Origin of the sequence: Blautia sp. HCP3S3_B11, from assembly GCF_052064435.1 — a bacterium.
Classification (GTDB): Bacteria; Bacillota; Clostridia; order Lachnospirales; family Lachnospiraceae; genus Blautia_A.
In genome coordinates, this window is record NZ_JBQHVP010000008.1 from 1 (window position 1) to 13874 (window position 13874).

At 41.3% G+C, this 13874-nt stretch carries 6 protein-coding genes and 1 other annotated feature; of the genes, 1 reads left to right on the forward strand and 5 read right to left on the reverse strand.

Features of this window, described 5'->3' with window-relative positions; genetic code table 11:
- The 4 genes from ACTNC0_RS07405 to ileS form a co-directional block, all read right to left on the reverse strand.
- Positions 1–4147, reverse strand: a 4147-nt coding sequence (locus ACTNC0_RS07405; RefSeq protein WP_441086905.1) for a hypothetical protein, incomplete at its 3' end; no start/stop codon positions are given.
- 316 nt (positions 4148–4463) lie between these two features.
- Complete coding sequence (locus ACTNC0_RS07410; RefSeq protein ID WP_118137464.1) at positions 4464–4676, reverse strand: hypothetical protein; 213 nt, start codon at positions 4674–4676, stop codon at positions 4464–4466.
- Between the two features lie 190 nt (positions 4677–4866).
- Entirely contained in the window at positions 4867–7329 is a 2463-nt protein-coding gene (locus ACTNC0_RS07415) for a glycogen/starch/alpha-glucan phosphorylase (protein ID WP_441039490.1), read from the reverse strand.
- Between the two features lie 263 nt (positions 7330–7592).
- Positions 7593–10748 (reverse strand): isoleucine--tRNA ligase, encoded by a 3156-nt coding sequence (gene ileS / locus ACTNC0_RS07420; RefSeq protein WP_441086906.1) that lies wholly within the window; start codon positions 10746–10748, stop codon positions 7593–7595.
- A gap of 231 nt (positions 10749–10979) precedes the next feature.
- Positions 10980–11212: a binding site (T-box leader), on the reverse strand.
- Between the two features lie 455 nt (positions 11213–11667).
- On the opposite strand from ileS, the gene ACTNC0_RS07425 reads away from it, so the two are divergent.
- The gene (locus ACTNC0_RS07425) at positions 11668–12909 is read left to right on the forward strand and encodes a D-alanyl-D-alanine carboxypeptidase family protein (RefSeq protein WP_441086907.1); all 1242 of its coding nucleotides are present in this window, start codon (positions 11668–11670) and stop codon (positions 12907–12909) included.
- Here ACTNC0_RS07425 and ACTNC0_RS07430 read toward each other — a convergent pair.
- Positions 12880–13839, reverse strand: a complete 960-nt coding sequence (locus ACTNC0_RS07430; RefSeq protein WP_441086908.1) for an exonuclease domain-containing protein — start codon at positions 13837–13839, stop codon at positions 12880–12882. The two genes, ACTNC0_RS07425 and ACTNC0_RS07430, sit on opposite strands and share 30 nt — an antisense overlap.
- Between the last annotated feature and the right edge of the window lie 35 nt (positions 13840–13874).

Consider the following 13874-nt stretch of genomic DNA (forward strand, 5'->3'; position numbering starts at 1 on the left):
CAGTAATCTCAGGTTTAATCTGCTCGCCTGTTACATAGTATGCTTTGTCTACACCTTTGATAGTAGCGTCAGCAAGGTCTGCACGGTCATAGTCTTTAATCTGGAAAGTTACTGTCTGGCTTCCTGTGAATTTTTTGCTTCCTTCAACTGCTGTGATAGTAACAGTACCTTCACCGATTTCTGTGTTCTCGCCGTAGGTTACTGTATAGTCTTCATTCTCTTTGAGGATTTCGTTTTCGCTTACAACAGTAATCTCAGGTTTAATCTGCTCGCCTGTTACATAGTATGCTTTGTCTACACCTTTGATAGTAGCGTCAGCAAGGTCTGCACGGTCATAATCTTTAATCTGGAAAGTTACTGTCTGTGTTCCCTTATAATCAACGCTTCCTTCTACAGCAGTAATGGTAACAGTACCTTCACCGATTGCTGTATTTTCACCATAAGTTACTGTGTAGTCTGTTCCCTCTGTAAGAATCTTCTTGCCATATACAACAGTAATTTCCGGTTTGATCTGTTCACCTGTTACATATACATCTTCTACGCCTTTGATTGTAGCATCTGCAAGATCGGAACGTGCAGCTACTTCATACTTAACTTCTTTTGTTCCTGTGTAGTTCTTGCCTGCACCTGTAATGGTCAGTACACCGTTTTCCATATCTGTGTAAGCTACGCTATACTCGTCTGCATCAAGGATTGTCTTTCCGTCTGCTACAGTTACTTCCGGCTTCTCATTAACTTTGTATGATTTCTTGTCAAGGGTTACTTTTACGGAGTCAGATGCGATGTCTTTGGCATCGATTCCCCACTTAACTGTCTTGGAAGATGCTACATATCCGTTGATACCTTTTACAGTAACAAGTTTGGAAGCTTCTTTTGTTGCATTGTATGTTTCATCTTTATCGTATACTAATACGTAATCTGTACCTTCAACTAACTCTTTACCATCTACAGTAACCTTAACTGTTGGAGCTACTTTGTTTCCGCCATCGTATACTGGGTTTGTTACGGATACAGCTGCGTTTTCTACGGATGCCTTTGCAATACGATAGCTTTCGCTTCTAAGTACATCTTTGATAACTGTGCCATCCTGAGTTGTGATGGATGTTCCTTCAACAGCTTTGTCGATAGTAAAATTCTGGCTTAATTTTACATAAACACGAGCAGTCTTTCCATCTTTTCCACTCTGGTCTGGATTAACGTTATCAGCATATTCGATAGTATAATCTTTACCGTTAACAAGGTTATATGCTTTATTGTTTAATTTGATTGTAGAGTTTTCATAATCAGCATCTTTGAATGTTTTAGCTGTTCCATCATACTGGAATCCTTCAAATGCCTGGAAGTTGAGGATGTGACCATTTTCAGCATATACAGTGAATTTACCAACGTTAACCTGATTCTCAGTAAGAACAACTGGTGTGATTGCAAATGCAATATCTGCTGAAGATGCAGTGAAGTCATTCTTCCATTCGTCATTTACAGTAAGAGCAACAGTAGCTGTTCCGGCATTAACATTGTTCTGATAGTCTTTTGCATAACCTGTTCCTTTAAAGTAGTTTGTTACATCAAATTTACCAAGTTTCAGTCCCAACTGAGCGACTGTAGGAGTCTGAGCTTCTCCTTTATATACAAAAGAATTAGTAGCTTTTACATCATTAATATCTGCAGGTTTAATTGTGAAGTAATTTCCACTATTTACAGTATTTGTTTCATATAATACTGTAGGATCTGCTTTTGCTCCAGAGCACTCTTTTACTGCTGTAATAACTACTTCAGCTGTTCCTGCATGAAGACCATGTTTAACATCTAAACGATAATCAACACCTTCTTTAAGAACTGTTCCGTTTGATGCTGTAACAGTTACATCTGGAAGAATCTTCTCACCTGTGAATACATAGCTGTCTGGATTCTTAATCTCAACAGTTGCATCTGCAATGCTTGGATGAACGATTTCAACTACTTTAGTAATTGTAATTGTTCCATCTGTGTTTCTTTTTGCATCAGCTGTAGAGAATCCATCACCAAGGAAGTTATTGTTAGTAATAGTAGCTTCTACAGTGATTGTATTATGCGCGATATTCTTGTTTCCGTTTTTATCTGCTGTGTCGCCGAATGTGTATTCAACTTTCATATCCTTGTCTGTAAGGGTGAATGTTTTTGGAGTTGATTCTCCGTTTACAGCAGTAACAGTTAAACCGATTTCTTTTGCATAGTCTTCAGCTTTTGTATAAGCTTCGTTTACAACTACTGTATCATTGCATGTAGTTTTGGAATATTTAGCCTGTTTTACGTGATAGTAAGCAGTTAAAGTACTTCCGGCATAGCTTCCCTGTCCAACGATTTTAATCCGATGTTCTCCGGCATCTGTAGAAGAATCGCACTCAACTTTAAAGAGTTTGGAATCTCCAGTTAACTGACGGTCAGCTTTCTGATCCCAGAGGATGATGTCTTTTTCTGTAAAGTTAACCGGTACTTCTGTGTATTCATAATTATTGTTTGTTACATTGATTTCTGGGCCACGTTTACCGTTAACATTTAAGTATACTTTATAATCTCTGAGTGTTAAATCAGGAGAAGAAATATTCTGAGTTAATGTATTGGCTACATTTTCAACTGCTCCGTAAGTACCAGTTGTACCGTTTCCAGAAACAACAACAGAATATGTATTGTTGCTGTTTTTAACAACTTTGTTGGATAATAAGCCTATAAGAACTGGCTTCTTTAATTCTTTTCCATCTGCATCATAGAGGAAAATCTGATTTCCCCATGTAAAGCTCTTGTTTTCAGCGATCATGTTATCAAGCTCGCCGGCCTGATAATCACCATCTAATTTAATAGAGCATTTGCTCAGGTCGCGTTTTACGACTTCAAAAGTATTATCAGCTTTGAATTTTTTTGCTGCCCTTCCTAATGTATAGTTTCCGATAACACCTTTTTTAGCTATATCTAATGTGATGTTAGCTGTTTTATTTTTACCAGTCCATCCGTCAGATGCATCAATTACTGATGCTACGAAAGAAGATAAATCATCATTTGTGTCTTTGTCAACCACACTGATCTCAGATGTTTTTGGATAAATTGTGTCTCCTGTAAACTCATAAGATGTTTTTGTGAAATTAACATTTAAAGACTCATCTGTTAATTCTTTCTGATTGATATCAAAGGTTTTGTTGTTGACACCATCAATTACAAATGAACCTGTATATCCTGGCTTTGTGACTTTGGCTGTTACAGATACTTTCTGACCACCTACATTTGCATCAGCGCTAATCAGGTCGTTTTTACCAGTTGCATCAATAGTACGTACATAATCCCATGCAAAATCATTTACACCTAACTCATCACCGTTACGTTGTACTTTATAAATATAGTTAACGCCGTTAAGTTCAGGAGCTGGTTTCTGCTCTTTTGCGTTGTATGTCTGATCTTCAAATTTTACTCTAGAAGCAGCGTCATTGTTTTTCAGTGTATTTGTAAGATCTACTGCACGTGCAGCACCGAAATCATATGTCTTGTCGAAGTTCTTTTCGCCATTTACAAGAAGCTGTATTCTTAATCCAAAAGATCCACCTTCAATGCACTGTTCTTTAGTAGGTTCAATTGTATTCTGCTGAAGATCTAAATTAATATCTTCCCATGTTTGTACTGTTGAAGTTCCCAATGAGTTTTTAATCTGTTTTCCATTATATGTCCAATAATAGTATAAAACAACATTATCTATAATTGTGTTGTCTTCTTTAAATGTAATTCCATCTTCTGGGAGTTTGATTTTCTTTCCCCACTCACCATTAGTAGAATCAACCGTACCATTCACATCCAGTTTAACCGTACCAGCAGTGGCAAGTTTGAAATTCTCAAGTTTAGAGTCATCATATACCAGAGAAGAAGCAGTAGCAACATCAGCCTCAGTTCCATCATCTACAACCGGAGCTTCTGCTGTGTCTGCAGTTGCAGCAGCGTCATCAGTGAATTCATCTGCTGATTCTGCAACAGGTGCTTCTGCTTCAGATGCAACATTTACGTCACTGCCATCACTGAACTCAGCAGCCCATACCGGCACATTAGAAGTAGCAAGCATTGCAACAACAAGTGACATACTTAATGTCTTCTTTGCCATGCCCTTCTTTGTGTTTTTAATCTTTGTCATGATTATAGTTCCCCTTTCCTTAATATAACTATTTCTTTTTGGGTAAAGATTCCTAGACATAATCTGTCTGTTATGGTTAATAATAGTGCTTTAGCCAGTTTTTGTCAAGTGTAATGCTCAAGAATTTTACGATTTTTTTAAATTTCACGCACTTCAAAAGCATTTATTTTCCTTGATTTTTCATGTTTGAATTCTATAATTTGTTACAAATATGGTGAGTTTTTCTTCTATATCACAAGATGATGTATTATCTGTCTTATCATCCAAAAATAGCAGAGAACCTTATCTGATTCTCTGCCATTTATTCATTTTACAACTACAGTTCTTCTTTTATCTTTTTTATCTGTTCCAACGATAACTGTGTATCGTTCGCAATTTCTTCCAAACTACAATTACCTCTCTTAAGCATACGAATTGCTACTTCTGTTTTTACCTCATCTTTTGCTTCTGCTTCTAGCTCATCTTTATACTTATCTCTTATTTTCTTTATAAATTTATCCGTTTCCAATTCCAATACTTTTCCGCCCATAACTTGATCAACCCCTTTCTTTGTATCTCTGAATTTTTCATTTTCCGTAAAAGAACTATTTGTTCTACATTCTTTTATAAAAAAGCCTCTGCCTATACATTTTACAACTGTATTGCCAGAGGCTTCCCTAACTTACATAGAATCTATTTCTTCTATTATAATATAGAATCCTGTCTTCTAATTAAGCATATTATTTCTTTCTAACAATAACCTTATCCAGATGCCAGATATCGTCCACATATTCCTGGATAGTTCTGTCGGATGTGAATTTACCGCTGCATGCTGTGTTGAGGAGTGCTTTCTTAGCCCAGCCTTTTTCATCTCTGTATGCTGCTTCTACGCGTTTCTGTGCGTCTGCATAGGAGCGGAAGTCTGCGAGGATGAAGTAGCGGTCTGCTCTGTCTGTGTTCTTTGTGTTGAGAAGTGAATCGTACAGGTCACGGAAGAGTTCTGTATCATTGGAGAAGGTTCCGTTGATGAGCTGCATCAGTACCTGACGGATTTCTTCGTCTGTGTTGTAGATTACGTTTGGATCGTATCCGCCGTTGTTTTCGTAGTTGATGACTTCGTCGGAGCTTAAACCGAAGATGAATGCGTTTTCTGCGCCAACTTCTTCTACGATCTCTACGTTAGCACCATCCATGGTTCCAAGTGTAGGAGCACCGTTGAGCATGAATTTCATGTTACCTGTTCCGGATGCTTCTTTACTTGCTGTGGAGATCTGCTCGGATACGTCTGCTGCTGCGAAGATCCACTCAGCGTTGGATACTCTGTAGTTTTCGATGAATACAACTTTGATCTTGCCGTTGATGGAAGCGTCGTTGTTTACTACATCTGCTACGGAGTTGATGAGTTTGATGATCTTCTTGGCTGTTGCATAACCTGCGGATGCTTTGGCACCGAAGATGAATGTTCTTGGGTAGAATTCCATTTCCGGATGCATCTTGATCTGGTTGTACAGATAGATAACATGCAGGATATTCAGGAGCTGACGTTTGTACTCGTGAAGTCTCTTAACCTGTACATCGAAGATGGAGTGCGGATCTACTTCTACGCCGTTGTGCTCGAGGATGTATTTTGCAAGACGCTCTTTGTTCTTAAACTTGATGTTCATGAATTCCTGGAGTGCTTTGTCATCATCTGCGTAAACTGCCAGTTTCTTTAACTGCGGAAGGTCTGTGATCCAGTCCGGTCCGATATGCTCTGTGATCCAGTCTGCAAGGAGTGGATTTGCGTGAAGCAGGAAACGTCTCTGAGTGATACCGTTGGTCTTGTTGTTGAATTTCTGTGGCATCATTTCATAGAAGTCTTTTAATTCCTGGTTCTTCAGGATCTCTGTATGAAGGCGTGCAACACCGTTTACAGAGTAGCCTGCTGCGATTGCAAGGTGAGCCATCTTAACCTGTCCGTCGTAGATGATTGCCATCTTTTTGATCTTCTCGTAGTTTCCCGGGTATTTTGCCTGGATTTCGAGAATGAAACGACGGTTGATTTCTTCGATGATCTGGTATACACGTGGAAGCAGTCTGGAGAAGAGCTCGATCGGCCATTTCTCAAGTGCTTCAGACATGATGGTATGATTTGTGTAAGCAACGGATTTGGTTGTTACTTCCCATGCTTCGTCCCAGCCAAGTCCTTCTTCGTCCATGAGGATACGCATTAACTCTGCTACTGCTACAGTTGGATGGGTATCGTTCATCTGGAAGGTTACTTTCTCATATAATTTCTTAATGTCGCTGTGTTTCTTCTTATATTTATCGATTGCTGCCTGTAAACTTGCAGATACGAAGAAGTACTGCTGTTTCAGTCTCAGCTCTTTACCGGCATAGTGGTTGTCGTTCGGGTAAAGGACCTCTACGATGTTGCGGGCAAGGTTCTCCTGCTCTACTGCTTTCTTGTAATCACCTTTGTCAAAGGAATCAAGCTCGAAGTCTACGATTGGTTCTGCATCCCAGATACGAAGTGTGTTTACTACATCATTGTCATAGCCTGTGATCGGCATATCATAAGGGATAGCTTTTACTGCCTGATATCCTTCATGAATGAATTTGTTTCCGCCCTTTTCAGGATCGTATTCTACTCTTACATATCCGCCGAAGTGTACTTCTTTGGCATATTCCGGACGGCGAAGTTCGAATGGGTAGCCGTTCTTTAACCAGTTATCCGGTACTTCGATCTGGTAACCGTTCTCGATTTTCTGTTTGAACATTCCGTAGTGATAACGGATTCCGCATCCATATGCAGAGTAGTTTAATGTTGCGAGAGAATCAAGGAAGCATGCAGCAAGTCTTCCCAGACCACCGTTTCCAAGAGCCGGGTCTGGTTCCTGGTCTTCGATGCAGTTGATGTCGAATCCCAGCTCATCAAGAGCTTCTTTTACTTCGCCATATGCACAAAGGTTGATCAGGTTGTTTCCAAGGGCACGTCCCATCAGGAATTCCATGGACATGTAGTATACAGTCTTTGGATCCTGTTCGTCGTATGCTTTCTGTGTTTCAAGCCAGTTATCGATGATAACGTCTTTTACTGTGTAGCTTACTGCCTGGAAAATCTGCTCCTGTGTAGCTTCTTCAATTGTTTTTCGATAGAGGAATTTTACGTTGTCTTTTACGCTTTTCTTGAATGCCTCTTTCTTGAACATTTCGTTTGTCATTTCATACCTCCCATAATGGTTTCACTGTTCACTTTATTCTCAGCAATACACCTTGCGGATATTGCCGGTGAACCTCTTCATTCCGTCAACTCTTCTGTTTTCTCATATCAGAGAAATTGGGGGCAAAGAATCTCCGCCTCCAATTTCCTCTCTGAAATCAGACTGTCAAGACTAATGATACTCTTTTTTCGACAGTCTGTCATGTGTATAATTGCCGAAATTTGTAATATTTTTTTGTTACTGTGCATTGTGAAAGTACTAAATTACAGTTTCTTAACACCCATAGTTACTGCTTCTTTGTTGATGTTCCACTCTTTCACATAACCATCGGTCTCGCCAAGCACCATTTCGTCTGCAAGTACTTCTGACTTGATCTCATCTTCGTGTGCTTTCATGACATCCTGGATCTTGTCGTTTCCGTGAGCGTATACTACGATCTTGTCCATAACTTCGAAGCCGGCTTCCTTACGCATGGTCTGGATCTTGCTGATGATCTCACGTACGAATCCCTCTTCGATCAGTTCAGGTGTCAGGTTTGTATCGAGAACTACGGATGTTTCGCCGTCGGATTCGGATACATAGCCTTCTGTCTGTGCTGTTTCAATAATAAGGTCTTCTTCTGTGAGTTCTACATCGTTTCCGTTGATATCCAGTTTCAGAACACCGTTGGTTCTCAGCTCGTTCATTGCTGCTGTTCCATTGATGTCTGTGAGAGCCTGTCTGATTCCTCCAAGGAGTTTACCGTATTTCGGTCCTACTGTACGAAGCTGTGGTTTGAAGCTGTAGGAGATAAAGGATTCTACATCATCTGCGAATTTTACTTCTTTGACATTCAGCTCGTCTGCGATAATGTCTGTGTAAAACTCACCCATCTTCTTCTCAGCTTTTACATACATGGTTCCGATCGGCTGACGGTTCTTGATGTTTGCTGTATTTCTGCATGCACGTCCGAGAACTACGATCTCGAGAAGCTCTTTCATGTCTGCTTCGAGGTCTTTGTCGATCCATGCTTCGTTTACAGTCGGGAAGTCGCAGAGGTGGATACTTTCCGGAGCATCTTTGTCTACGTTTCTTACAAGGTTCTGATACATATCTTCTGTCATGAACGGAATCATCGGAGCTGCTGTCTTGGCGATTGTTACCAGTGCGTTGTACAGAGTCATGTAAGCATTAATCTTATCCTGCTCCATTCCTTTTGCCCAGAAACGTTCACGGCTTCTTCTTACATACCAGTTACTCATCTCATCTACGAATTCCTGGAGTGCTCTTGCTGCTTCCGGAATCTTGTAGTTTGCCAGGTCATTGTCTACTGCCTGTACAGTTGTGTTTAATCTGCTGAGCAGCCATTTATCCATTACAGGGAGCTGATCATATTCCAGATTGTATTTAGTTGGATCGAAGTTGTCGATGTTTGCATATAATACGAAGAACGCGTATGTGTTCCAGAGTGTGCTCATGAATTTACGCTGTCCTTCTACAACGGCTTTGCCATGGAAACGGTTTGGAAGCCATGGTGCACTGTTGATGTAGAAATACCAGCGGATCGCATCTGCGCCGTATTTGTTCAGTGCGTCAAATGGGTCAACTGCATTTCCCTTGGACTTACTCATCTTCTGTCCGTTCTCATCCTGGACATGTCCCAGAACGATTACGTTCTTATATGGTGCTTTGTTGAAGAGCAGTGTGGATTCTGCAAGGAGTGAGTAGAACCATCCACGAGTCTGGTCTACTGCCTCGGAGATAAAGTTTGCAGGGAACTGCTGCTCAAATAATTCTTTGTTTTCAAATGGATAGTGGTGCTGTGCGAAAGGCATTGCTCCTGAGTCGAACCAGCAGTCGATAACTTCCGGTACACGGTGCATTTCTCCACCACATTCCGGACACTTCAGTGTGATCTCATCAATGTATGGACGATGAAGCTCTACTGTCTTGGCTCTCTCATCACCGCTCATCTCAAATAATTCCTGACGGCTTCCAACGGAATGCATATGTCCGCATTCGCACTGCCAGATGTTCAGCGGTGTTCCCCAGTAACGGTTACGGCTGATACCCCAGTCCTGAACATTCTCCAGCCAGTCGCCGAAACGTCCTTTACCGATGCTCTCCGGAATCCAGTTGATTGTGTTGTTATTTCTGATCAGGTCATCTTTGACTGCTGTCATCTTGATAAACCAGGATTCTCTTGCATAGTAGATCAGTGGTGTGTCGCATCTCCAGCAGTGTGGATATTCATGCTCGAATTTCGGAGCATCGAAGAGTTTGCCTTCTTTGTCCAGGTCTGTGAGAACCATCGGGTCTGCTTTCTTTACGAAAACGCCAGCGTATGGAGTCTCTTTTGTCAGGTTACCCTGTCCGTCTACGAACTGTACGAATGGAAGGTCATAGTTACGTCCGATTCTGCTGTCGTCTTCACCAAATGCAGGTGCGATATGAACGATACCTGTACCATCGCTCATAGTAACGTATGTGTCACATGTTACGAAATGAGCTTTCTTTTTCTGTTTTGCTGCTGCTTCTCCTGCACATGCAAAAAGTGGCTCATACTCTTTGTGTTCCAGATCTGTTCCTTTGTAGGTTTCCAGAACTTCGTATGCTTTTTCACCTTCCTCTTTTGCAAGTTTGCCGAGGACTTTGTCCAGAAGTGCTTCTGCCATGTAATATGTGTATCCGTCTGCTGCTTTTACTTTGCAGTAAGTCTCATCCGGGTTTACGCAGAGTGCAACGTTGGACGGAAGTGTCCATGGTGTTGTTGTCCATGCAAGGAAGTATGCATCTTCACCGATAACTTTGAATCTTACAACTGCGGAACGTTCTTTGACGGTTTTATATCCCTGGGATACTTCCTGTGCGGAAAGCGGAGTACCACATCTCGGACAGTAAGGAACAATCTTGAAGCCTTTGTACAGAAGCTTCTTGTTCCAGATTTCTTTGAGTGCCCACCACTCGGATTCGATATAGTCATCATAGTAAGTTACATATGGATGCTCCATATCAGCCCAGAAACCAACTGTTGAGGAGAAATCCTCCCACATTCCTTTGTATTTCCAGACACTTTCTTTACACTGTTTGATGAATGGCTCCATACCGTATTCTTCAATCTGTTCTTTGCCATCCAGTCCCAGTTTCTTCTCTACTTCCAGCTCTACCGGAAGTCCGTGGGTATCCCATCCTGCTTTACGCGGAACCATGTAACCCTTCATTGTGCGGTATCTCGGAATCATATCCTTGATTACACGGGTAAGCACATGGCCAATGTGCGGTTTACCGTTGGCGGTTGGCGGTCCATCGTAGAAAGTATAGGTTTCTCCTTCTTTTCTGTTTTCCATACTTTTCTCAAAGATATGGTTTTCTTTCCAGAATTCTTCTACTTTTTTCTCACGGTCTACAAAATTTAAGTTCGTATCAACTTTCTGGTACACAGTAAATTACCTCCTGTTTTTATTATTGTATAAGATGCCACAAAAGTATGCCGGATAGTCCTGTCATCTCATTTGTCCGCATCTTTTAAGAACGAAAACAATCCTGTAATCTTTTTTGTTTTATAAGAAGTTTGTTATGATACATCAATGGTATCCTGGAACGAAATCAGATTCCCATAAATGAGAGTCTCATTTCATTCCAGGATAAAACAAAAAAATCGCCCTTTTTTGTAAAAGGACGAAGGTTTATTTACGTTCGTTATACCACCTGTTACATTGTACGGGCATCTTTGCCGATACATGAATCCTTTAACGGGGATTTCCGTCAGCTCCTATCTGCATATCGCCTTCAGAGTTGCAACTCCGGAGTGATTTTCACTGCATTTACTTGCCATCAGGCTCACACCCTCCCTGACTCGCTGTCTGCGTTCAACTGCAATTACTGTCTCCATCAACGTTTTTGTGGTTTATATTTAAAACACTATGCGGATTCATTATAAGGTCACGAAATTCCCTGTGTCAAGTATTTTTTGGATTATTTAAGGTTATGCTAACCTCAGGATAACGTTACTGTTCACTCCGTTCGCAGTAACGTTACCAAAATTCATTCCAGATTGCCTGCGGCAATGGAATTTTGGCTTGTATGTCTCGGGATTTTGGCATATTCATGCCAAAACACCTCGCGGAATAGTGGTGTGTGAACAGTAACAGGATAACTTTGTGAGAATATATAAGGATATAAATTTTACACAGCCATTGTAATTAATGATATAATAGGGTAGAATAAATCGTCGTCAGGAGTTATCTAAGCGTTACTGTTCTCTCCGTTCTCATTAACGCATGGACAGCAATATCTGAACAACTAATCTGCATAGTTAATAATTTTCTATGCGCATTTATTAATGAAGGGTAATTTTAAATGTTTAAGAGAAAATTTCATACAATGATAAAGCGTTCTCTTGCCGGAATGCTTTGTGCCGGGCTGCTGGTTACTCAGCCGGCTGCTATTTATGCTGCTGAGGCGAGTGCCACTGCAACTCCCGAAGCCGGTCATTCGGCGACTTATTCCCAGGCTGCTGATACTGACTCCATCAAAGGATGGCCTGCCGGGCCAAGTATTGAAGGACAGTCCGCTGTATTAATGGATGCGGTAACTGATACCGTTCTTTATTCCAAGAATCCTGATGACAGACTCTATCCAGCCAGTATCACTAAGATCATGACCGCACTCTTGGCATGTGAGAATCTCGACATGAATGATACGATCACGATGTCACAGGAGGCGGCTTACGGAATCGAGGCCGGAAGCTCCACGATCTACGCAGAAACCGGCGAAGTTTTTACTGTAGAGCAGGCGTTGATGGCGCTGATGCTGGAATCCGCCAATGAGATGGCTCTTGCCATTGCCGAAAAGACAAGCGGTTCTGTTAAGAAGTTTGTGGAACTGATGAATCAGAGGGCAGCACAGCTTGGATGTAAGAATACACATTTCAATAATCCAAACGGCCTGCCGGATGAGACTCACTACACCACTGCAAGTGATATGATGAAGATTGCAAAAGCTGCCTGGTATAATCCGGAGTTTCGTAAATTTGTCACTACGCAGACTTATGAGATTCCGCCGACAAACAAACAGTCAGAAACCCGTTACCTTCTCAATCACCACAGAATGATGTCCGGTCAGTCCTACGCTTACGACGGAGTTCTCGGAGGTAAGACCGGTTATACAAACGTGGCCGGAAATACCCTCGTAACTTATGCGAAGAGAGGCAATTCCATCCTGATTGCAGTTGTACTGAATTCTACAAACGGTGCTTTCCCGGATACAACCTCTCTGCTGGACTATGGCTTTGACAATTTTGAAAAAGTAGATATGAATATAGACACGAATCCGGTTCCGGCAACATTTCTTCCATGTGAGAAGCATCTCTTAAAAAATAGCGGAGATCTCTGTTCTTTCTATTATATGAGACATGTGTATGTGACAGTTCCCACAGGAACAGATGTGAGCCGGCTTGTCAGGAAACAGTGGCTTCTTAATAATTCTGTAGGACCGAAACGTATCAAGAGCAAATATTATTTTAATGATCATATGGTCGGATATGGAATACAATATGAAAAGGAGATCCTTTCAGACCTCCTTCTCAACACTTCTTTTTAGTTTTCGCCTGAGGCGGAGGACTTCTTTTCTTTCACGAAGTTCCTCCGCTTCTTCTGTATCTGTGAAACGCAATGTTTTCACTGCAAAATATTTCTCATCTTCTGTTTTCCGGATACGGATCTTTCCTTTTACCAGTCCGTGTTCCTCACATACAGAAACGCTGTAATAAACCTTCGGATTGTTCATAAACCAGCGAAGTTTCCGCTTGGCAGGCAAATGACAGATCGGACATCTGGTACTTGTTACTTCGCGGTCTTTCATAACACGCTCTCTCGTGCTGAATTCTCTGGATACGTATTTGTCATGATCCGGATAGGAAATGTGTATCTCTTCCTTTTTCTTCTTCGGATTCTGATATACGTCCAGTGACGGGTGATTCACGATTATGATGTTATTTATCTTCTTTAAAACCTCAGCAGTATACCAGGCATCCGCAAGTGCTCTGTGAAATCCCCGGGACTTCTCTATTTTCAGCTCATCGATTGCATGCTCCAGTGCACATCTGCGCGTACCGTCATCATAACTGATGCTGAACAGTTTCTGCACATCATAGTAAGTCACCGGTCCTGGGAGAAGGTCAAGTATTCCATAGAACTTCATATTTCTCTGAAGTTCCATCACATCCTGATTTCCCCAGGTAAAAAAATACCAGTCTTCTCCGCACCAGTCAAGAAATTCTCTGGCAGCCTGTTCAAACGGCACACCGCTCATAAGGTCTTTATAATCCACATGAATCACCTCATGAATGCTGTTATGGATCCAGTTATAAACCTGTGGTTTAATCAGTCTGTGAAAACTGTCCGTTATTTCTTTTTTGCTGTTTACTTTTACAGCTCCGATCTCGATAATCTCGAATGGAAGTTTGTCGTTGCGAGTTTTCTTTCCCGCTGGATTCTGATTCCATTCCAAGTCAAAAACTATATAGTTCATTTATCCATTCCTTTTTTTGCCTGCCTCTATACGAG

Coding starts and splice junctions, on each gene's coding strand:
- ACTNC0_RS07410 (WP_118137464.1), bottom strand. CDS start 4,676: ATGGGCGGAAAAGTATTGGAATTGGAAACGGATAAATTTATAAAGAAA.
- ACTNC0_RS07415 (WP_441039490.1), bottom strand. CDS start 7,329: ATGACAAACGAAATGTTCAAGAAAGAGGCATTCAAGAAAAGCGTAAAA.
- ACTNC0_RS07425 (WP_441086907.1), top strand. CDS start 11,668: ATGTTTAAGAGAAAATTTCATACAATGATAAAGCGTTCTCTTGCCGGA.
- ACTNC0_RS07430 (WP_441086908.1), bottom strand. CDS start 13,839: ATGAACTATATAGTTTTTGACTTGGAATGGAATCAGAATCCAGCGGGA.